The organism is Streptomyces sp. NPDC001020 (assembly GCF_053599115.1).
The window spans coordinates 21,790-43,080 of record NZ_JBSFLQ010000011.1 but is presented as its reverse complement, the minus strand read 5'-3'; the positions used below and the strand labels follow the sequence as shown (position 1 = coordinate 43,080).

Genomic DNA, 21,291 nt, shown 5'->3' with positions numbered 1-21,291 from the left:
ACGCATGGCGGGTCCCAAGGGCGCGGGATTCGTACCGGGCGAAGCAGTGCCGCAAACGCAGGGACCGAGGAGGAACCAGACGTTATGGGCGAGCGAACCGTGCATGCGCGCAGGACGACCGAGGCATGGGGCTCCCCCCTGCTCGAGCTTCGGGGAGGGGTGCGATGAGTTCTCTGCTGCTGCTGACCAACGCCCTTCAGCCGTCGACGGAGGTACTGCCCGCTCTCGGCCTGCTCCTGCACGACGTGCGCGTGGCCCCGGCGGAAGGCGCCGCTCTCGTCGACACCCCGGGCGCCGACGCCGTCCTGATCGACGGACGGCGGGACCTCCCGCAGGTACGCAGCCTGTGCCGGCTGCTGCGCTCCACGGGGCCCGGCTGCCCCCTCCTTCTCGTCGTCACCGAGGGCGGTCTCGCGGCCGTCACCGCCGACTGGGGCATCGACGACGTCCTGCTGGACACCGCCGGTCCCGCCGAGGTGGAGGCCCGGCTGCGGCTGGCCGTCGGCCGGCAGCAGATCGCCGGCGACGACTCCCCGATGGAGATCCGCAACGGCGACCTGTCCGTGGACGAGGCGACCTACAGCGCCAAGCTCAAGGGCCGCGTCCTCGACCTCACCTTCAAGGAGTTCGAGCTCCTGAAGTACCTCGCGCAACACCCGGGCCGGGTCTTCACCCGCGCCCAGTTGCTGCAGGAGGTCTGGGGCTACGACTACTTCGGCGGCACACGCACCGTCGACGTCCATGTACGACGACTGCGGGCCAAGCTCGGGCCCGAGCACGAGTCGCTGATCGGAACCGTACGCAACGTCGGGTACCGCTTCGTGACCCCGGAGAAGGTGGAGCGCGCCGCGGACCAGGCGAAGGCGAGGGCGGCCCGGCCGCAGCCGGAGGACGCGGGCGGGCCGACACGTCTGTCGTCACCCGAGGTCAACGCCGAGGCATAGGAACAGGCGTACGCCCTGCCCAGAGGCGTTCCATCCGCGTAGACTCCGCGGGTGGCCAAGGTGACTAGGGATGACGTGGCGCGGCTGGCGGGGACCTCCACCGCCGTCGTCAGCTATGTCATCAACAACGGACCCAGGCCGGTCGCCCCGGCCACGCGCGAGCGTGTACTCGCCGCGATCAAGGAACTGGGGTACCGGCCCGACCGGGTCGCCCAGGCCATGGCGTCGCGGCGCACGGACCTCATAGGCATGATCGTGCCGGACGCGCGCCAGCCCTTCTTCGGGGAGATGGCCCACGCGGTCGAGCAGGCCGCCGCCGAGCGCGGAAAGATGGTGCTGGTCGGCAACTCCGACTACGTGGCCGAGCGCGAGGTCCACTATCTGCGGGCCTTCCTCGGTATGCGCGTCTCCGGGCTGATCCTGGTCAGCCATGCGCTCAGCGACCACGCCGCCGCGGAGATCGAGGCCTGGGACGCCCGGGTGGTGCTGCTGCACGAGCGGCCCGAGGCGATCGACGACGTCGCGGTGGTCACGGACGACATCGGCGGCGCCCAGCTCGCCGTACGCCATCTCCTGGAGCACGGCTACCCGTACGTCGCCTGCCTGGGCGGCACCGAGCAGACCCCGGCGGTCGGCGACCCGGTCTCCGACCATGTCGAGGGCTGGCGGCGCGCCATGCAGGAGGCCGGGATCTCCACGGAGGGCCGGCTCTTCGAGGCGCCCTACAACCGTTACGACGCCTATCGGGTGGCCCTGGAGCTGCTGGCCGGCCCGAACCGCCCGCCGGCCGTCTTCTGCTCCACCGACGACCAGGCGATCGGCGTGCTGCGCGCCGCGCGCGAGCTGCGCATCGAGGTACCGGGCGAGCTGGCGGTGGCCGGCTTCGACGACGTCAAGGAAGCGGCGCTCACGGACCCGCCGCTGACCACGGTCGCCACCGACCGCCCGGCCATGGCCCGCGCCGCGGTCGACCTGGTCCTCGACGAGGGCCTGCGCGTCGCGGGCTCCCGCCGCGAGCGGCTGAGGCTGTTCCCGTCGCGCCTGGTCGTACGCCAGTCCTGCGGCTGCGACTGACGCCGGGCCGCTCCCGCGGCTTCCGGGCTTCGAATGCGTCTTTATATCGGGCATACACGGTTCTGTCGTGCTTTTCAGGGACGACTCAGAAGACTCTCATGATCACGGGACAAGCTCTCTTGCATGACCGAGAGCTTCCGCCGCAGCGGCGAGTACGACTCCCCCCAGGGTGACGGACAGCAGTCCGCGCACCCCCGGCAGCAGCACGCCTCCTCCTCCGTGAACCCTCAGTGGCCGGCGCCTCCCGCGTACGACCCGGGGACCGCGGGGTGGCCGGGAGACCCGGCGGCCATGGCCGCCACCGGCCACGACAACGGCAGCCCGGCTCTCCATACCGCCGAGCCCGTGCCGCAGAAGCGCTCCAGGGGCCCGCTCGCCCTCCTCGCCGCCGTGGCGATCGTCGCCGCGGCCATCGGGGGCGGCACGGCCTACGGCATCCAGGAGCTGACCGGCAAGACCACGGTCTCCTCCAGCAGCTCCACCAGCACCAACGTGGTGCCCGTCGGCAAGAAGGGCACGGTCGCCGGCGTAGCCGCCGCGGTCAGTCCGAGCATCGTGGAGGTCAAGGCCACCTCCGCTTCCGGACAGTCGACCGGTTCCGGTGTGATCATCACCAGCAAGGGCGAGATCATCACCAACAACCACGTCGTCTCCGGCGCCTCCTCGGTCAAGGTGACGACGAGCGACGGCAAGAGGTACACAGCGCGGGTCGTCGGCACCGACAGCAAGAAGGACCTTGCCCTGATCGAGGTGGAGCACGCCTCCGGTCTGAAGGCCGCCACACTCGGCAACTCCGGCGGCGTCCAGGTCGGCGACCAGGTCGTCGCGATCGGCTCCCCCGAGGGTCTGAGCGGCACAGTCACCAGCGGCATCGTCTCGGCCCTCGACCGCGACGTCACCGTCTCGACCGACGAGCGCCAGGGCCACGACCAGGACCAGAGCGACCAGTGGCCCTTCGAGTTCGGCGGTCGGCACTTCAACGGCGACACCGGCTCGTCCACAACGACGTACAAGGCGATCCAGACGGACGCGTCCCTGAACCCGGGCAACTCCGGCGGCGCCCTCATCGACATGAACGGCAACGTCATCGGCATCAACTCGGCGATGTACTCGGCCGGCTCGGGCTCGACCTCGTCGAGCGCCGGCAGCGTCGGTCTCGGCTTCGCCATCCCGATCAACACCGTCACGTCCGACCTGGCGAAGCTTCGCGCCGGCTCGCAGAGCTGAATCGGCGCCCGGCCGGGCGAGTGAAAAGGAGTACGACATGATCAGGCAGATAGTGCACGAGGTCACCGGTCCCGTCGGCCCCGCCGGCATCACCCTGGCCCTGGCCGTGGCCCACGAACTCCACGTACCGGCACCGCGCGGGCCGCAGCCCTGCGAGCTGCGCACCACGGTGACGCGGACCCCGGAGGTCGCGGTCCCGCAGCTCATGGGCCTGCGTACCGGCCCCCGGCGGACCCACCGCCGCAAGGTGCCGCTGAACCGGCTCACCGCCGCGCTGGGCTGAGCCGCGCGCCGTACGGTCCGGGGCGGTCCCCCGACGACAGCCCCCGGTCGTTCCCTCCGCCTCTGCCCACAAACGTGCGAGTCTGAATGTGTGCAGCCCCGTCCGATCGCACCTTGAGGAACTCGACATCCATGAGCCCCGCCGAAGGCGACCGTGAAACCCAGCGCATTCTGATCGTCGACGACGAGCCGGCGGTCCGCGAAGCACTCCAGCGCAGCCTCGCCTTCGAGGGCTACGACACCGAGGTCGCCGCGGACGGCGCGGACGCACTGGAGAAGGCGACCGGCTACCTTCCCGACCTGGTCGTCCTGGACATCCAGATGCCGCGCATGGACGGCCTCACCGCCGCCCGCCGGATGCGCGGCGCGGGCACCACCACCCCGATCCTCATGCTCACCGCCCGCGACACGGTCGGTGACCGGGTCACCGGCCTGGACGCGGGGGCCGACGACTACCTCGTCAAGCCGTTCGAACTGGACGAGCTGTTCGCCCGCATCCGAGCCCTGCTGCGGCGCAGCTCGTACGCGGCCACGGCGGTCGGCGCCCCCGAGGACGAGGCGCTGACGTTCGCCGATCTCCGGATGGACCTGGCGACACGCGAGGTCACACGTGGCGGGCGAGCCGTGGAACTGACCCGTACCGAATACACCCTCCTGGAGATGTTCATGGCACATCCGCGCCAGGTACTGACCCGGGAGCAGATCCTCAAGGCGGTCTGGGGCTTCGACTTCGAGCCGTCGTCGAACTCACTCGACGTGTATGTGATGTACCTGCGGCGCAAGACGGAGTCAGGCGGCGAGCCGCGCCTCGTGCACACCGTCCGCGGTGTCGGCTATGTGCTGCGACAGGGCGGCGCCGAGTGATCAAACGGTTCCGCTCACTCCCGCTCCGCTCCCGGCTGGCCCTGCTGGTGGCCGCGGCCGTGGCGTTCGGCGTGGCCGCAGTATCGGTGAGCTGCTGGTTCGTCGTGCAGGGGAAGCTGTACGAGCAGGTGGACAGCAACCTGAGGAACACCAGTCAGCCGGTCCGGGCAGGGGGACTGGCGACCGTCCTGGGCAACTGCACGACCACGCCCTCCCCGCAGGACGACCGCGGCCCCCAGCCCCGCACCTACTACACACAGGTGATCACCGCGAGCGGCGATTCCTGCGTCTATCCGAACTCGGCAGGCCTCGTCCACGTCGCGAGCAGCGACACCGAGATCGCCAGGAACCCGACCCGGGGCGTCGGTGTGCTCCGCAACGGCACCGACAGCAAGGGCAACGCGGTGCGGGTACTGACGACGCCCCTGGTCAGCGAAGGGCCGGCGGGCCCGCAGCTCTACCAGGACTACGCGCTGCTCGTGGCGTACCCCCTCCAGGACACCAAGAAGACCCTGGGTGATCTGGCCCTCATCCTTCTGGTCGTGTCCGGACTGGGGGTCGTGGGCGCCGGAGCCGTCGGCCTGGCCGTGGCACGCGCCGGTCTTCGTCCCGTCGACAAGCTCACGGAGGCCGTCGAGCACATCGCCCGCACCGAGGACCTGACGACCAGGATCCCGGTGGACGAGCACAGCGAGGACGAGATCGCCCGCCTCTCCCGCTCCTTCAACTCCATGACGTCGGCCCTGGCCAGCTCCCACGAACTGCAGCAGCAGCTGATCGCGGACGCGGGCCATGAACTGCGTACGCCCCTCACGTCGCTGCGGACGAACATCGAACTCCTCACCCGCAGCGAGGAGACGGGTCGGCCCTTGCCCGCGGAGGACCGCAGGGCCCTCCTCGCCTCGGTGAAGGCACAGATGACGGAGCTGTCGTCCCTCATCGGCGACCTCCAGGAACTCTCGCGGCCGGAGAAGGGCCAGCACACCGGCAAGTTGCAGGTGCTGGCGTGGCAGGACATCGTCGAGTCCGCCCTGGACCGCGCCCGGCTGCGCGGCCCGGAACTGACGATCAGCACGGACCTCAAGCCGTGGTACGTACGGGCGGAGCCGTCCGCGCTGGAGCGGGCGATCGTGAACATCCTGGACAACGCGGTGAAATTCAGCCCCGACGGCGGCACGGTCGAGGTCTCGTTGACGGACGGCCTGCTGACCGTCCGCGACCACGGTCCCGGCATCGCGGCCGAGGAACTCCCCTACGTCTTCGACCGGTTCTGGCGCTCGCCCTCGGCCCGCGCGCTTCCGGGCTCGGGCCTGGGACTGTCGATCGTGGCCCGCACGGTCCAGCAGGCGGGCGGCGAGGTGGCCCTGACGCCCGCGGAAGGCGGGGGGACGGTCGCTACGGTACGGCTGCCGGGGGCGCCGACCCCGCCGCCGGGGGCGGCGCTCGACGCGCTTCGCTGATACCGGCCCGCGTATACGAACGCGCGGGGGTCATGGCCAAGCTGGTTCAAACGCCGAAGCGGCCTGTCCCTGTCCAGGACAAGGACAGGGACAGGCCGCTTCGTCATCAGCGCAGGACGGTGATCCGGTCCGCCGACGGCACCGGGTACGGCGCCCCGGCCGACGAGTTGGCCGTCAGATACGTCGTGAACGCCGCCAGGTCATCGCCGCCGACCAGCATGTTCTTCCCGTTGCCCAGCTCGGCGAAGCCGTCGCCGCCGCCCGCGAGGAAGGAGTTCATCGCGACGCGGTAGGTGGCGGCCGGGTCGATCGCGGCGCCGTTCAGCTTGATGGAGTCCGTGACCACCCGGGCGGCGCCCGACTTGGTCAGGTCCAGCGTGTAGGTCAGCCCCGCGGACACCTGAAGGATCTTCGGCGAGGCCTCGTTCGGCCCGCTGACCTGCTGCTGGAGCGCGGTGACCAACTGGGCGCCGGTCAGGTCGACCAGGTTCACGGTGTTGGCGAACGGCTGGACCGTGAACGCGTCCCCGTACGTCACCGCACCGTCGCTCGCCTTGCGGGTGAGCGGCGCACGGATGCCGCCGGGGTTCATGAGGGCGAGGTCCGACTTGGGGTCGAGGGACCTGGCGTACGCGAGCTGCGCGTCCGCGATCAGGTCACCCATCGGGGACTCGGTGCCCTTGTTCTCGATGTCGCCCGCGATGTAGCCGACGGACCGGGAGGCGACGGGCGCGGCGAGCTTGTTCCACTTGGTGATCAGGGCGGTGATGTCGCCGGCCGCGCCGACGTTCCGGGTGACCACGTGGTTCGCGGACTTGACGGCCGTGCGGACGATGTCACCGGTCGCGCGGTCGTACGTCAGCGTCGTGTCCGTGTACAGACGGCCGAACGAGGACGCCGACGTCACCATGCGGGGGCGGCCCGCCGGGTCGTCGATCGTGCACACGTAGGCCTGGTGGGTGTGGCCGGTGACCAGCGCGTCCACGGCCGGGGTGACGTGCTTGGCGATGTCGACGACCGGACCGGAGATACCGTCGCCCTGCCCCGGGCTGTCGCAGTCGTAGTTGTACGCGCCCGACGCCGGCAGGCCGCCCTCGTGGATCAGCGCGACGATCGACTGGACGCCCTGCTTCTGGAGCTCCTTGGCGTACTTGTTGATCGTCTCCACCTCGTCGCCGAACTTCAGGCCCTTGACGCCCGCGGCGGAGACGATGTTCGGCGTGCCCTCCAGGGTCACTCCGATGAAGCCGATCTTGACGCCCTGCTTCTTCCAGACCCAGTACGGCTTGAGGATCGGCTTGCCGGTCTTCTCGTCCGTCACGTTCGCGGTCAGGTACGGGAAGTTCGCTCCCTTGAACTCCTGGCTCTTGTCGTAGCAGCCGTCCGTGGGGTGACAGCCGCCGTTCTGCAGCCGGGCCAGTTCCTTGGCACCCTCGTCGAACTCGTGGTTGCCCACGCTGGTGACGTCCAGGTTCAGCTTGTTGAGTGCCTCGATGGTCGGCTCGTCGTGGAACAGCCCGGAGAGCAGCGGCGAGGCACCGACCATGTCACCGGCGGCAGCCGTGATGGAGTACGGGTGGCCGCCGCGTGCCTGCCGCAGGTGCGTGGCGAGGTACTCCATGCCACCCACGTCGTTGATGTCCTTGAGGGTGCCGTCCGCCTGGCGCTCGGTGACCCGCGCCGAGGACCCGGTGGGCGGCTCCAGGTTGCCGTGCAGGTCGTTGAACGACAGCAACTGCACGTCCTGGTAGCGGCCCGACTGCCCGTTGCCCTGACCGGGCTTGCTCTCCTGGGCGTCGGCCGGCAGCGCCGCCACCAGGGCGCCCGCGGTGGCGAGGCCCGCGGCGGCCCCGAGGACGCGGTGAAGACGTCTGTGCCGGTGTGTCGTCGGTGGCATGTGCTCCCCTGTGTGAGATGCGCGCGGTTCCGCCGGGCTGAGCGGCCGGACCGTCGTCTGCCCGCGTGGTGCGGTGTCCGGACTGTCTGGATACGACCGTCCCCGCGTGCTTTGTGTAATGAGCGCGCCAAGACGGCCGTTCGCGCAGCCTAGGGTCAACGCGCGTAGCGCAACAGGGGTCCAGGGTTACAACAAGGCGTCCATTTTCCTCTCCTTTCCCTGGCTGTCCCCGTAGGCTCGTACTCATGACCAGCGACGACTCCGCCCGCCCGGCATCGCCCCGCTCCATCGACACCGTCACCGCGCTCTCGCCCCAACAGGCCGAGTCGGTACTCGCGCTGCTCGCCGAGGCCGCCCGGGTCGACGGACAGCAGGCGGTATCCGAGCAGGGACGCCTGCAGTTGCGCGGCGGTGGGCGGGAGGGCGTGTCGCATATGCTGCTGACGACCGGTGACACGCTCGTCGGATACGCGCAACTGGAAGACACCGACCCGGTGGAGGCGCCGGCCGCCGAGCTGGTCGTGCACCCCTCGCACCGCGGGCACGGGCACGGCCGGGCGCTGGGCTCCGCGCTTCTCGCCGCCTCCGGCAAGCGGCTGCGCGTGTGGGCGCACGGCGGCCACTCCGCGGCCCGGCACCTGGCCCAGGTACTCGGCCTCACCCTCTTTCGTGAACTGCGTCAGATGCGCCGCCCGTTGACCGACCTCGAGCTGCCCGAACCGAAGCTGCCCGACGGCGTCACCGTGCGCACCTTCGTGCCCGGCCGGGACGACGCGGCCTGGCTCGCCGTCAACGCGGCCGCCTTCGCCCACCACCCGGAGCAGGGGTCGCTCACCCAGCGGGACCTGAACGACCGTATGGCCGAACCGTGGTTCGACCCGGAGGGCTTCTTCCTCGCCGAGCGCGAGGGCGAGCACGGCCCGGAACTCATCGGCTTCCACTGGACCAAGATCCACGCTCAGGAGCAGCTCGGCGAGGTGTACGTGCTCGGCGTCCGTCCCGGCGCCCAGGGCGGCGGCCTCGGCCGTGCCCTCACCACGATCGGCCTGCGGCACCTCGCCGCCCAGGGCCTGCCGACCGTGATGCTGTACGTCGACGCGGACAACAAGGCCGCGCTCACGGTCTACGAACGGCTGGGCTTCCTGACCCACGAGACGGACCTGATGTACCGGACGGAGACGTGAGGGGCATGTGACCCGACCGTGCGGTGGCGTCAGCGGTGGGCGCGGGCCGACTCCCGGTGTCTGCGTACCGGTTCCGGCAGGAGTGCCGCGCCCGCCGAAAGGGTGAGCGTCAGCAGCGCCGCCCATCGCTGATGGGCCGCCACCCAGCCGGGGGTGTCCACCGCGACGAACAGGGCCCCTCGCTCGGGGAGCAGCGTCGCCAGCAGCGTGCCCACCAGCAGCGCCGCCGCCACCGCCGCCCCCGGCCGTGGTGTGTCGGTGAACCGTACGGCGCTCGCGGCGCCGGTGAGCGCCAGGGCCGCCAGCGCCGCCGCCTCCAGGGTGAGGTCGTCGGCCGGGGGCCGTATCGGCGCCGGTATGAGCAGCAGGGCCGCCGTCCAGCTCAGTACCGCGACCGGGGCGACGAGCACCATCCGCACTCCGCTGCGCACCACCCGCCGGGTCGGCACCGCCGCGGTGGTGTGCCGCGCCGGATCGTCCAGCAGGAACGCCAGGCCCAGGGCGAGAGCGAGGGCGGCGAGCCTGAGGAGCATGGCGGCGAAGGCGGTGCCGTACCCGCCCGGCGTCAGCCGTACGACCGCGCCGAGAGCCGGGCCCAGGCCGGCGGCGGCACCGAGCATCCCCCAGGGGAGGGAGAGCCACACCGGCGGGACGAGGGCCGCGATCCCCGCATATCTGCCGGCTACTGCTGGCACAGCTCCCCCTTGTCCTCGTCGTTCCCCTTGGCGGCCGGCACCCCGAGCAGCTCCGCCGCCCGCGCCTGCGAGGTCTTCGGCGACGTCAGCTCCGCCCAGTGGGTCTTCACCCGGGCCGAGACGCTGTAGCGCGGACGCTCGAGGAGTTCCCGGACGATCCGGGTCTGTCCGGCGCTCATCGAGAACGAGTCCGCGGTGTTCAGGACGACGGCGGAGCCCTCGACACTGTCGTCCAGGCGGACGTTGCGGAACTCCGTCATCGGATCGTTCTGCGCGGCCATCGCCAGCCACATGATCGTCACCACGCGCGCGTCGCACATTCCGACGACCGACTCCTCGTCCCCCACCACCAGGACCGACGCGACCCCGACGGCGAACTCCGGAACACGGTTACCGCCCCAGTGCGTGCCGGCCGTGACCTCGCCCGGTGTGCGCAGGGGCATGAGGGCGGCGTCGCTGCGCAGGTCATGGACGACCGGTATCCGCTGCCGGATCGTCAGCCGTGCTCCTTGGGCCCCACCGCCCGCGAGGCTCTGCACACGGTCGACCACCCGCGCCCAGTCGTCCCGCCAGCCGGTCCACTCCGGAAAGGAGCAGTACGTCGACTGGCCGTGCGTCTCACACGACTGGGAGGACGCCGGCCCGTGGCTCGCCTTGTTACGGGCCGCGGTCAGGGCGGCTTCGTGGCTCGGGGACTGTCCGGCGATCCCCCCGACCGTGGCAGCCAGCGCGAGCGCCGTCACTGCCTTCAGCAGGCGTGTACGTCCCCCGTTCAGCAGGACCGCGACACCCAGCAGCAGTGCCGTCAGACCCGCCAGATACAGGGCGTGCCAGGCGGCCGGGCGGCCCAGGAGGTCGGAGGGGATCGCCCTGGGGCTGTCCTCCCAGACATACGGCTGCAGCCACTCCAGCCAGTGCAGCGTGTCCGGTCCGGCGTGTCCGGTGACGTCGGGGGCGACCAGGAACGCGACGAACGCGATGATCAAGACGACGGGGCCGCCGAGCACACTCGGGATCACCCGCGCGGCCAGTACCCCCAGGACTCCGCACAGCAGCATCACCAGCGGCCCCACCGCAAGCTCGGCGACCGAACCATGGCCGACCGCACCCGGCTGCAGCGCCGCCCAGCCGAACTCGACGGCGACGAGCAGCGCGGTGACCGCGGCAAACGGCACCACCGACAGGGCGTGCGCGAGCGTGCGCCGCCACGGCTCCATGACCAGGGTGCCGAAGTGCCGGTCCGTGTCGTGGCGCCGGGAGCGCAGCACGGCGACGTTCACGGAGACGAGGACGGCGATGTCAAGGAGCATCGGCCCGGCCTGGGTTGCGCGGTCGACGTTGTGAAGGACCGGGTAATCGTCCATGCCGCCCTGGGAGAACAACTTCCAGCCGGTTCGGCCCACGTACAGCAGCAGGACCACCAACACCGGGATACACAGGAGGAGTTCGCGGGCCTCGAAGCGGGCGAGTGCGAGGACCGCGGAGACCGAGTGGCGGCCGGCCTGAGCGGGTGCGGACACCACAGGGGCCTTTTCGATGACGGCACTCATGCGGGCGCGACCTCCACGGGCTCGCCGTCGAGGGCGAGCAAGTAGCCGTCCTCCAGGGTGGGTTCGAGGAGCTCGGCGTCCTTGGGCGGGTCGCCGACATTACGGAAGGTGCCCAGACCCGTGCGCCAGCCCGCGCGGGCCTGCGGGTCGCGTTCCGTACTGCTCCACACCCGGCCCGCCGCCCGTGCGGTCAGCTCGGCCGGGGTGCCCTCGAAGCGGACACGGCCGTGGGACATGACGATGACGCGATGGCAGAGCATCGCCACGTCCTCGGTCTGGTGGGTGGACAGCAGCACCGTCCTGCCCTGGCCCGCCTCGGCGATCACCTCCCGGAACCGCATGCGCTGTTCGGGGTCGAGGCCCACGGTCGGTTCGTCGAGCAGCAGCAGGCCAGGATCCCCGAGGAGCGCTGCGGCCAGGGCGACACGCTGGCGCATTCCGCCGGAGAGCCGCTTGATGCGCTTGCCGCGCACATCGGAGAGGTCGACGGCCTCGAGCACGCGCCGCACCTCGCGATGGCGGGCCGCCCGGTCGGTGAGCTCCTTGAGGATCGCCACGTAGTCGACGAACGCGAAGGCGGTGAAGTCGGGATGGAATCCCGGGGTCTGCGGTAGATAGCCGAGCCGACGCCGCACCTCCTGGCGGCCGTTCACCGTGCCCGGGTCGTGCCCGAGAACGGTGAAGGTGCCCCGGTCGGCGGGCACGGCGGTGGCCAGCACGCGCAGCAGGGTCGTCTTGCCCGCGCCGTTGGGACCGAGCAGGCCCGTGACGCCCTCGTGCAGACGAAGGGAGACGTCGTCGAGAGCGGCCGTGCCGCCGTAGCGCAGGGTCAGGCCGGAGGCCGAGACGGTGGGGTGGGTGGTCATGAGGTGCTCCTGTGCGCGAAGTCGGCGGCGAAAGAGGCGGACGGCGAGGCGTCGAAACGGTCCCGCAGACGGTGCAGCGAGGCCGCGGCGACCACGGCGATCGCCGCCGCCACGCCCTGGCCCGCCGCCGTGAACGGCACGAGCGTCCCGTGGGTGGTCGCCCTGGTCACCACCAGCAGGGCGACCCAGCCGCCGCTGACCAGGGCGGGGGCGAGGACCGGGCCCAGCCGGGCGGTCAGTGCGAGACCCGTCGTGGTCAGCGCGAGTGCGGGCAGCAGCCAGGCCAGCGCCCGCAGCCCGTACTCCGGGAGGGCCAGCGTCGCAAGACCGTTCAGTCCCAGGCTGGTGACCAGCACCGCGACCGTGCGGATCATCAGCAGACGGAAGCCGTGCAGCGGGGCGACGAGCGCCATCTCGTAGGTCGGGTCGAGGACCGGACCGTACGACAGCGCGACGCCCGCCAGCGGCAGCAGCGAAGCCAGTGCGAGGAACAGCCAGGGCGAGTCGGCCGTGTACACGCTGGCCACGGTCATGACCAGGACCAGCAGCACAGCGCTCAGCCAGGAGGCGCGCAGCACGGGTGTCGCGGCGAGCAGCCGCGCTGTGTGGTCGGCAACCCCGATCCGCGTCAGCAGGGACTCGACGACGCCCGGCCGGGGGGCGTCCAGCTCGGCGTCGAGCCGCGCCCAGCCCGCGTCCAGGGCGAGCGGGTCGCCGGCCTCGGCCAGTGCCAGGCGGCAGGACGCGCAGGCGGTCAGATGTGCGTCGACGGACCACAGCCGGGGCGCCTGAAGCTCGCCGCGCGCATAGGCGCGCAGATCGTCGGCGTCGGCGTGCCATCCGGCGCCGCCGTGCTTGTCGTCGCTCATGCCAGTTCCTCCCGCAACCGCTTGCGCGCGCGCAGCGCCCGCGTCTTGACCGTGCCTGGGGGGATACCGAGCAGGACGGCGGCCTCCCTGGTCGTGAGTCCGTCGACCACCGTCGCCTGGAGGACGGCCCGCAGCTCGGGCGAGAGCCGTATCAGCGCTCCCGCCAGGTCGCCGTGCTCCACCGCGGCCAGGACCCGCTCCTCCGCGGAGACCTCGTGGCGGTGCCGCAGCCGCGCCAGCGTCTTCCGCAGCCGACCGCGCGCGCCGTCGCCGCGCAGCGCGTCCACCAGCCGTCGGGCGCCGATGCGCCAGAGCCAGCCGGCCACGTCACCGTCCTCGCGGTAGCGCGCGGTGCCGCGCCAGACCGCGAGAAACGTCTCCTGCACGACGTCGTCCACGACCCCCGGGTCGGCGCACCGACCACGCAGTCGTGCCGTGAGCCACGGCGCATACCGCCGGTACAGCTCCTCGAAGGCGCGACGGTCCCCGTCCGCCGCGGCGCGCAGCAGCTCCCCGTCACTTCTCGTTTCCCTCACGCCCCTTCATCGGACGAGCCCCCTCGATCGGTTCGCGCTTCCCGGGAAGTTTCTTTCCGGGCGGGTCCGTGAACGGTTCGGGGCGGCCCCGGCGCGGGCCGCCCGGCCGCACCGGGGCGGCACCCGCCCCACGCCCTGCGCCACCGCGCACCCGACGGGGCCGTCCGCGAGTCTCCCCCCGCTATCCCGTACGTCATGTCGCCGTAACCCTTGATTCAGGCGGGCTTGCGACGCTCGGGCAATGAATGCCGCCGTGCCAGAGCCCTCGCCGCCCCCGGACATCGGGGCCGGTGCGGAGCGCGGGCGTCGCCTCACCGCGCTGCCGCCCTCGCTCTCCGACGCGCCCGTCACCCGATCGGCGCGGAAGAATGGGTTCATGAGCCAGCAGAACGCCCAGGCGCAGGCCCAGCCGTCCCCCACCACCACACGTGAGGGAGAGTCCTCGGGCCGCGCGAACATGCAGAACCAGCAGCCTTCCGTGGGCTCCATCGCCGCGCACCGCCCGCACGCCGTGGCCGCGGCGGTCTCCGACCTGGAACCGGACATCGACGCCGACCTCGATGTGTACGAGGAGGCCGAGGGCGCGCAGCTCCCCCAGGGCCGCTTCCTCGACCGGGAGCGCAGCTGGCTCCAGTTCAACGAGCGGGTGCTCGAACTCGCCGAGGACCCCCACACCCCGCTGCTCGAAAGGGCGAAGTTCCTGGCGATCTTCGCCAGCAATCTGGACGAGTTCTTCATGGTCCGGGTCGCGGGTCTGAAGCGCCGCATCGCCACCGGTGTCGCCACCCGCTCGGCGTCCGGCCTCCAGCCGCGCGAGGTGCTGGAGATGATCTGGGCCCGCTCGCGCGAGCTCATGGCCCGGCACGCGGCCTGCTTCCACGAGGACGTCGCCCCCGCGCTCGCGGAGGAGAGCATCCACCTGGTCCGCTGGAACGAGCTGACCGAGAAGGAGCAGGCGCGGCTGTTCACGCTCTTCCGCAACCAGATCTTCCCGGTGCTCACCCCGCTGGCCGTGGACCCCGCGCACCCCTTCCCGTACATCTCGGGACTGTCCCTGAACCTCGCCGTCGTCGTGCGCAACCCGGTCTCCGGCCACCGCCACTTCGCGCGCGTCAAGGTCCCGCCGCTGCTCTCCCGCTTCCTGGAGGCCTCCGCGCGGCGCTACGTCCCCATCGAGGACGTCATCGCCGCGCATCTGGAGGAGCTGTTCCCGGGCATGGAGGTCCTGGAGCACCACACCTTCCGCATCACCCGCAACGAGGACCTGGAGGTCGAGGAGGACGACGCCGAGAACCTGCTCCAGGCCCTGGAGAAGGAACTCATGCGGCGCCGCTTCGGGCCGCCGGTGCGCCTGGAGGTGGAGGAGTCGATCGACCGCTACGTCCTGGACCTCCTGGTGCGCGAGCTGAAGATCTCCGAGGCCGAGGTGTACCCGCTGCCCGGCCCCCTGGACCTCACGGGCCTTTTCGGCATCGCGGGCCTCGACCATCCCGAGCTGAAGTACCCGAAGTTCGTCGCGGGCACCCACCGTGACCTCGCGGAGGTCGAGTCGGCGTCGGCCCCCGACATCTTCGCGGCGCTGCGGGAGCGGGACGTCCTGCTGCACCACCCGTACGACTCCTTCTCCACCTCGGTCCAGGCGTTCCTGGAGCAGGCGGCCGCCGACCCGGACGTGCTCGCCATCAAGCAGACGCTGTACCGGACCTCGGAGACCTCGCCGATCATCGACGCGCTCGTCGACGCGGCCGAGTCCGGCAAGCAGGTCCTCGTCCTGGTCGAGATCAAGGCCCGCTTCGACGAGCAGGCCAACATCAGCTGGGCCCGCAAGCTGGAGGAGGCGGGCTGTCACGTCGTGTACGGGCTCCTCGGGCTGAAGACCCACTGCAAGCTGTCGCTCGTCGTACGGCAGGAAGGCGAGACCCTCCGCCGCTACAGCCACGTCGGCACGGGCAACTACCACCCGAAGACCGCACGTCTGTACGAGGATCTGGGGCTGCTGACCGCCGACCCCCAGGTCGGCGCGGACCTGTCCGACCTCTTCAACAGGCTGTCGGGCTACTCGCGCCGCGAGACCTACCGCCGACTGCTCGTCGCGCCCAGATCCCTGCGTGACGGTCTGATCTCCCGGGTCAACAAGGAGATCCAGCACCACCGTGCCGGACGGCCCGCGTACGTCCGCATCAAGGTCAACTCGATGGTGGACGAGGCGGTCGTCGACTCCCTCTACCGGGCCTCCCAGGCGGGCGTCCCGGTCGACGTCTGGGTGCGTGGCATCTGCGCGCTGCGGCCGGGCGTCGCCGGTCTGTCCGAGCACATACGCGTACGGTCCGTCCTCGGTCGCTTCCTCGAACACTCCCGCGTCTTCGTCTTCGCGGGCGGCGGCGAGCCCGAGGTGTGGATCGGCAGCGCCGACATGATGCACCGCAACCTCGACCGCCGTATCGAGGCACTCGTCAGGGTCACCGACCCGGCCCATCGGGCGACCCTCAACCGGCTCCTGGAGACCGGTATGTCCGACACCGCCTCCTCCTGGCACCTGGGCCCGGACGGCGAGTGGACCCGGCACGCGACCGACGCGGACGGCCAGCCCCTGCGGAACATCCAGGAGATGCTCATAGACGCCCGGAGGCGCCGGCGTGGCACAGCAACACCTTGATCCCCCCATCGATCCCGCTGCCCCGCCCTTCCCCCCGGACGCCCTCGCGGGCTACCTGAGGGACCAGGCCACGGAGTTCCTCCGGTCGCTGCGCAGGCACCAGGAGGCGGGTGACACGTATCCCGCCGCTCGGGCGAAGTCGAGAGCGAGGCAGGCCGGCAGAGCGGAGGACCCTGGTGACGCGGTGCTCGCCCTGCGCCGCTCGGCCCGCCGCATCAGCGGCACGATCCACACGTTCCGGCCCCTGCTCGACGCCGACTGGTCCGCAAGGATGCGCCCCGAACTCGCCTGGCTTTCGGGCACGCTGGCCCGCGAGCACGCCTATGCGGCCCGGCTCGAACGGCTGCTCAGGGCCCTGCACCGGCTGTCGGGCTCGTCGGCCTTCCCCACGCAGCCGGAGGACACCGTGGAACCCGCCGGCACCGGCCCGCAGGGCCGTCCCGCAGGCCCTGAGCGCGGCGCCCTGACCGTCGGCGCGGCGAAGGCGGGCGCCCTGCTGGAGCGCCAGTTGACGCTGGCCCGCACGCGCGCCCACTCCGCCGCCCTGGAGGCCCTCGGTTCGAGCCGTTTCCACGCGGTGGCGGACGGTGTCGCCGTCCTCGCCAGCGAGGTCCCCCTCGCGCCCACCGCGGCCGGCACCGATCTGCACCCGCAGGCCGCGGCGGCCAAGGAGCGGCTGTGCCAGGCGGTGGCCGCGCTGCCGCTGGTCACCGCGGGCCACCCGTACAACGCGGAGGCGCTGGTCAACGGCCTGTCCCCGGACCCGGCCCCGCTCTCGCAGGACGGCCCCTGGCATCAGGTCCGGCTGCTGCTGCGACTGCATCGCTACGCCCGGGAGGTGCTGGACGGCGTGCACGGCGAGGACTCGGCCGTCGACGTACGGCTGCTGACGGCGGGCCAGGCCCTGAACCGCCACCGTGACGCCTCGGAGGCGGCCGCCGCCGCGGGCGCGGCGGCGCGCACCCCGCGCATCGCCCCGGCGACGGCGTACGCCCTCGGTGTGCTGCACGCCGACCAGCGCCATGAGGTGGAGGCGGCCCGTTTCGCCTTCCAGCAGTCGTGGCAGAGGCAGACAGTAGGGACTTAGCAGGCGTCCGTATCGCGGCGCGCGGCCACGGGAGAGGATCCGTGAGCACCCGATGACCGACGACACCATCCATGCGGCAGGCTGCGTCCTGTGGCGCCGCTCCCCTGTCGACGGCGAGCTGGAGATCTGCCTGGTCCACCGGCCGAAGTACGACGACTGGTCCCACCCGAAGGGCAAGCTCAGGCCCGACGAGGACCCGCTCACGGGGGCGCTGCGCGAGGTACGTGAGGAGACGGGGTACGCCGCCGTGCCCGGCGAGCGCCTGCCCACCATCCGCTACGAGGCGCACGGCCGCCCCAAGCAGGTCCACTACTGGGCGGCCGAGGCGCTGGACGGTTCCTTCACGCCCAACCTTGAGGTCGACCGGATCCTGTGGCTCCCGCCGGCCGCGATCCGGACCCGCCTGACCCAGCCTCACGACCGCGATCTGGTAGATATCGTCGTGAATTTCCTGAACCGGATATAAACCCCACTCTCAAGGGACGCGCGGCGACTGCGTGTCAGCCCGGACAAGCCCGCACCCGACCGATTCCCGCAGGCCGCACCCCCGTCCCCGACCCAGCCCGATGGAATGCCCTCGTGTCCGGGCCGTAAGCGTTCCGTGACCTCACCACACCGTCCGCAGGGGTTCACCCTCCGTTCACTTACGGCCATAGGCGCCTTCACCTGATCTGCCTAATTTCGGCCTTACCTGAGGGAGCGGGCGCGGCCTCGAGTACGCGTCCGCCTCACCCACACCTCGCACGCCGCCGATCAGGATGGCGGCTCCTGGAAGGAACTCCCGAAAGTGAAGCTTCAGCGCATGAACCGGCGGGCCCTCACCCTCGGTGCTCTCGCCGTCTCCGGCGCCCTGGCCCTCACGGCGTGCGGCTCCGACGACACCGGCGACAAGAGCAACAGCTCCGCGTCCTCCTCGACGGCGGCGAAGGCCGGCTCGGTCAAGTGCGACGACGCCAAGGGCCAGCTCCTCGCCGACGGCTCCTCCGCGCAGAAGAACGCGATCGACGCCTGGGTGGCGCAGTTCTCACAGGCCTGCTCCGGCGTGCAGATCAACTACAAGGGCCAGGGCTCCGGCGCCGGCGTCACCGCGTTCACCCAGGGCCAGGTCGCCTTCGCCGGTTCGGACTCCGCCCTGAAGCCCGAAGAGGTCGCGGCCTCCAAGAAGGTCTGTTCCGGCGGTCAGGGCATCGACCTCCCGATGGTCGGCGGCCCGATCGCCGTCGGCTACAACCTGCCGGGCGTCGACAACCTGGTGCTGGACGCCGACACCCTCGCCAAGATCTTCGACAGCCAGATCAAGACCTGGGACGACAAGGCGATCAAGAAGCTGAACCCGGGCGCCAAGCTGCCCTCGACCAAGATCCAGGCGTTCCACCGCTCGGACGAGTCCGGCACCACGGACAACTTCACGAAGTACCTGAAGGCCTCGGCCCCCTCCGTCTGGGGCAAGTACTCCGGCGGCAAGGCCTGGCAGGCCAAGGGCGGCCAGTCCGCTCCGCAGTCCTCGGGTGTGGCCGCGCAGGTCAAGCAGACCGAGGGCGCCATCGGCTACTTCGAGCTGTCGTACGCCAAGGACCTGTCCACGGTCTCCATCGACACGGGCGCCTCCTCCCCGGTCAAGGCCACCGTCGACAACGCCACCAAGGCCATCGCGGACGCCAAGGTCGTCGGCACCGGCAAGGACCTCGCGCTCCAGCTGAACTACGGCACCAAGGCCGACGGCGCCTACCCGATCGTCCTGGTCACCTACGAGATCGCCTGCGACAAGGGCAACAAGGCGGACACCCTGCCCGCCACCAAGGCCTTCCTGCGCTACATCGCCGGTACGGAAGGCCAGGCCGTCCTGAGCCAGAACGACTACGCCCCGATCCCCGACAGCATCATCTCCAAGGTCCGCACCACCATCGAGGGCCTGAGCTGACATGAGTGTGCGGTCCGGTCCCCACCCGGGACCGGACCGCACCGTCCGGTGCACCGCCGCCTGGGGCCGCCGCACACCGCGTGTGACCCCGCAGACCGGAGAACCCGATGGACATAACAACACACCACAAACAAGCGTCACCCCCCGCTCCGCGGCCTTCCGCGGCCGGGCTGACGAACACCCGCCGCGGCACCACCCGGCCCGGAGACCGGATCTTCCTCGGCCTCTCCCGCGGAGCGGGCATCCTGCTGCTGGTGATCATGGCCGCGATCGCGGTCTTCCTCACCTACCGTGCGTCCCTGGCCATCAGCGATGACCACGGCAACTTCCTCACCACCTTCGAGTGGAACACCAGCCTCAACCCGCCGGTCTTCGGCATCGCCGTGCTGGCCTTCGGCACGGTGGTCTCCTCGATCATCGCCATGGTCATCGCGGTCCCGGTCGCGGTCGCCATCGCGCTCTTCCTCACGCACTACGCCCCGCGCCGGGCGTCCGGCCCCATCGCGTACGTGATCGACCTGCTCGCCGCCGTGCCGTCCATCGTCTACGGCCTGTGGGGCGCCCTGGTCCTCGTACCGAACCTGAACGGCCTGTTCGGCTGGCTGGACCACTACCTCGGCTGGACCGGCGTCTTCTCCTGGGACGGCGGCGCCCCCCGCTCGATTCTCACCGTCGGCATCCTGCTCGCGATCATGATCCTGCCGATCATCACCAACGTGAGCCGCGAGGTCTTCCGCCAGGTCCCGCGGATGCACGAGGAGGCGGCCCTGGCCCTCGGCGCCACGCGCTGGGAGGTCGTCCGCATGGCCGTGCTGCCCTTCGGCCGCTCCGGTGTGATCTCCGCCTCCATGCTGGGCCTCGGCCGCGCGCTCGGCGAGACGATGGCCGTCGCCACCGTGCTCTCCCCGGACTTCCTCATCCACGGGAGTCTGCTCAACCCGGGCGGCGGCACCTTCGCCCAGAACATCGCCAGCAAGTTCAGCGAGGCGTCGGAGTACGGCCGTGACGCGCTGATCGCCTCCGGTCTCGTCCTGTTCGTCATCACCCTGCTGGTCAACGGCGCGGCCCGGCTGATCATCGCCCGCCGCAAGGAGTACTCGGGGGCCAACGCATGAGCACCGCAGCCGTCGCCGACAAGCGCAGCACCCTGCGCGGCGCCCGTCTCCCCTCGTGGTCCCCCTGGGCCATCGCCGCGGGCTCGATCGCCGCCGCGATCGGCATCGGCGCCGCCGCCGGACTGCACAGCCGCGTCCAGTGGGGCCTGATCGCCGCGATCCTCTTCGTCCTCGCCACGTACGGCATCGCCGCGCGCGTCGAGGGCCGCCGCCAGGCCAAGGACCGTGTCGCGACCTCCCTGGTGTGGGTCGCCTTCCTGCTCGCCGTGGTGCCGCTGGTGTCCCTGGTCTGGGTGACCGTGCAGCGCGGTGTGAAGGTCCTCGACGTCTACTTCCTGACCCACTCGATGGGTGTGGTCGCCGACTCCCAGCCGGGCGGCGGCATCTACCACGCCATCCTCGGCAGTCTGGAGCAGGTCGGCCTCGCCACCCTGATCGGCGCGCCGATCGGTGTGCTCACCGCGATCTACCTGGTGGAGTACGGCCGCGGCAGGCTCGCGCGGGCCGTCACCTTCTTCGTCGACGTGATGACCGGTATCCCGTCGATCGTGGCCGGTCTGTTCATCCTCAGCCTGATGCTGATCCTCGACATGCAGCCGTTCGGCTTCGCCGGTTCGCTCGCCCTGGCCATCCTGATGATGCCGGTCGTGGTCCGCTCCACGGAGGAGATGCTCAAGCTCGTCCCGAACGAGTTGCGCGAGGCGTCTCTCGCGCTCGGCGTACCCAAGTGGCGCACCATCCTCAAGGTGGTCCTGCCGACCTCCATCGGCGGCATCACCACCGGCATCATGCTGGCGATCGCCCGCATCGCCGGCGAGACCGCTCCGGTGCTGCTGCTCGTGTTCGGCAACCGGTTCATCAACGCCAACCCCTTCGAGGGCGCGCAGGCGTCGCTGCCGCTGTACATCTACCAGCAGTACTCGAACAGCGCCGGCGCCAACGCGGCGTACGACCGTGCCTGGGCGGCGTCGCTCGCACTGATCGCCTTCGTGATGATCCTCAACCTGGTGGCTCGCGGTATCGCCCGCTGGAAGGCCCCCCGCTGACAATCCGCGGCTACCGCC

At 71.0% G+C, this 21,291-nt stretch carries 19 protein-coding genes; 13 read left to right on the top strand and 6 right to left on the bottom strand.

Annotated elements, in window-relative coordinates:
• Nucleotides 1-164: 164 nt before the first annotated feature.
• The 6 genes from ACWDEX_RS12935 (at nucleotide 165) to ACWDEX_RS12910 (ending at nucleotide 5,851) form a co-directional block, all read left to right on the top strand.
• Nucleotides 165-944, top strand: coding sequence for a response regulator transcription factor (locus ACWDEX_RS12935; protein WP_450463320.1), 780 nt, complete (start codon nucleotides 165-167; stop codon nucleotides 942-944).
• A gap of 51 nt (nucleotides 945-995) precedes the next feature.
• On the top strand, nucleotides 996-2,018 hold the full coding sequence (locus ACWDEX_RS12930; protein ID WP_450463319.1) for a LacI family DNA-binding transcriptional regulator: 1,023 nt from the start codon (nucleotides 996-998) through the stop codon (nucleotides 2,016-2,018).
• A 123-nt stretch (nucleotides 2,019-2,141) separates the two neighbouring features.
• Nucleotides 2,142-3,245: a S1C family serine protease gene (locus tag ACWDEX_RS12925; RefSeq protein WP_450463318.1), complete on the top strand. Its 1,104-nt coding sequence runs from the start codon at nucleotides 2,142-2,144 to the stop codon at nucleotides 3,243-3,245.
• Between the two features lie 37 nt (nucleotides 3,246-3,282).
• The gene (locus ACWDEX_RS12920; protein ID WP_450463317.1) at nucleotides 3,283-3,528 is read left to right on the top strand and encodes a hypothetical protein; all 246 of its coding nucleotides are present in this window, start codon (nucleotides 3,283-3,285) and stop codon (nucleotides 3,526-3,528) included.
• A gap of 131 nt (nucleotides 3,529-3,659) precedes the next feature.
• Nucleotides 3,660-4,391 (top strand): response regulator transcription factor, encoded by a 732-nt coding sequence (locus ACWDEX_RS12915; RefSeq protein ID WP_450463316.1) that lies wholly within the window; start codon nucleotides 3,660-3,662, stop codon nucleotides 4,389-4,391.
• A complete protein-coding gene (locus ACWDEX_RS12910; protein WP_450463315.1) occupies nucleotides 4,388-5,851 on the top strand; it encodes a sensor histidine kinase in 1,464 nt (487 codons plus the stop codon). Before ACWDEX_RS12915 ends, ACWDEX_RS12910 begins: the two co-directional genes overlap by 4 nt.
• 106 nt (nucleotides 5,852-5,957) lie before the next feature.
• Here ACWDEX_RS12910 and ACWDEX_RS12905 read toward each other — a convergent pair whose 3' ends face one another.
• Nucleotides 5,958-7,748: a bifunctional metallophosphatase/5'-nucleotidase gene (locus ACWDEX_RS12905; RefSeq protein WP_450463314.1), complete on the bottom strand. Its 1,791-nt coding sequence runs from the start codon at nucleotides 7,746-7,748 to the stop codon at nucleotides 5,958-5,960.
• 245 nt (nucleotides 7,749-7,993) lie between these two features.
• Between ACWDEX_RS12905 and mshD the strand changes: the two genes are divergently transcribed.
• Nucleotides 7,994-8,932, top strand: coding sequence for a mycothiol synthase (gene mshD / locus ACWDEX_RS12900; protein ID WP_450463313.1), 939 nt, complete (start codon nucleotides 7,994-7,996; stop codon nucleotides 8,930-8,932).
• A gap of 29 nt (nucleotides 8,933-8,961) precedes the next feature.
• Here the strand turns inward: mshD and ACWDEX_RS12895 are convergent, their stop codons facing one another.
• From ACWDEX_RS12895 to ACWDEX_RS12875, 5 genes are read right to left on the bottom strand one after another with little or no spacing between them, the layout of a single operon-like run.
• Nucleotides 8,962-9,627 carry an ABC transporter gene (locus tag ACWDEX_RS12895; RefSeq protein WP_450463312.1) on the bottom strand — a complete coding sequence of 222 codons (666 nt, stop codon included), beginning with the start codon at nucleotides 9,625-9,627 and terminating at the stop codon, nucleotides 8,962-8,964.
• Nucleotides 9,615-11,177: an ABC transporter permease gene (locus tag ACWDEX_RS12890; protein ID WP_450463311.1), complete on the bottom strand. Its 1,563-nt coding sequence runs from the start codon at nucleotides 11,175-11,177 to the stop codon at nucleotides 9,615-9,617. Before ACWDEX_RS12890 ends, ACWDEX_RS12895 begins: the two co-directional genes overlap by 13 nt.
• The gene (locus ACWDEX_RS12885; RefSeq protein WP_450463310.1) at nucleotides 11,174-12,043 is read right to left on the bottom strand and encodes an ATP-binding cassette domain-containing protein; all 870 of its coding nucleotides are present in this window, start codon (nucleotides 12,041-12,043) and stop codon (nucleotides 11,174-11,176) included. The genes ACWDEX_RS12890 and ACWDEX_RS12885 overlap by 4 nt, the downstream gene beginning before the upstream one ends.
• Nucleotides 12,040-12,912, bottom strand: coding sequence for a zf-HC2 domain-containing protein (locus tag ACWDEX_RS12880; protein WP_450463309.1), 873 nt, complete (start codon nucleotides 12,910-12,912; stop codon nucleotides 12,040-12,042). The genes ACWDEX_RS12885 and ACWDEX_RS12880 overlap by 4 nt, the downstream gene beginning before the upstream one ends.
• Nucleotides 12,909-13,448: an RNA polymerase sigma factor gene (locus ACWDEX_RS12875; RefSeq protein ID WP_450463308.1), complete on the bottom strand. Its 540-nt coding sequence runs from the start codon at nucleotides 13,446-13,448 to the stop codon at nucleotides 12,909-12,911. The genes ACWDEX_RS12880 and ACWDEX_RS12875 overlap by 4 nt, the downstream gene beginning before the upstream one ends.
• A gap of 241 nt (nucleotides 13,449-13,689) precedes the next feature.
• On the opposite strand from ACWDEX_RS12875, the gene ACWDEX_RS12870 reads away from it, so the two are divergent.
• From ACWDEX_RS12870 to pstA, 6 genes are all read left to right on the top strand, one after another.
• Nucleotides 13,690-16,104 carry an RNA degradosome polyphosphate kinase gene (locus tag ACWDEX_RS12870; protein ID WP_450463307.1) on the top strand — a complete coding sequence of 805 codons (2,415 nt, stop codon included), beginning with the start codon at nucleotides 13,690-13,692 and terminating at the stop codon, nucleotides 16,102-16,104.
• A complete protein-coding gene (locus ACWDEX_RS12865; RefSeq protein ID WP_450463306.1) occupies nucleotides 16,085-17,191 on the top strand; it encodes a CHAD domain-containing protein in 1,107 nt (368 codons plus the stop codon). Before ACWDEX_RS12870 ends, ACWDEX_RS12865 begins: the two co-directional genes overlap by 20 nt.
• A 52-nt stretch (nucleotides 17,192-17,243) precedes the next feature.
• On the top strand, nucleotides 17,244-17,657 hold the full coding sequence (locus tag ACWDEX_RS12860) for an NUDIX hydrolase (protein ID WP_450463305.1): 414 nt from the start codon (nucleotides 17,244-17,246) through the stop codon (nucleotides 17,655-17,657).
• A 321-nt stretch (nucleotides 17,658-17,978) separates the two neighbouring features.
• Entirely contained in the window at nucleotides 17,979-19,112 is a 1,134-nt protein-coding gene (pstS, locus tag ACWDEX_RS12855) for a phosphate ABC transporter substrate-binding protein PstS (RefSeq protein WP_450463304.1), read from the top strand.
• Nucleotides 19,113-19,219: 107 nt separating this feature from the next.
• The gene (pstC, locus tag ACWDEX_RS12850) at nucleotides 19,220-20,227 is read left to right on the top strand and encodes a phosphate ABC transporter permease subunit PstC (RefSeq protein WP_450463303.1); all 1,008 of its coding nucleotides are present in this window, start codon (nucleotides 19,220-19,222) and stop codon (nucleotides 20,225-20,227) included.
• A complete protein-coding gene (gene pstA, locus ACWDEX_RS12845) occupies nucleotides 20,224-21,273 on the top strand; it encodes a phosphate ABC transporter permease PstA (protein ID WP_450463302.1) in 1,050 nt (349 codons plus the stop codon). The genes pstC and pstA overlap by 4 nt, the downstream gene beginning before the upstream one ends.
• Nucleotides 21,274-21,291 lie beyond the last annotated feature (18 nt).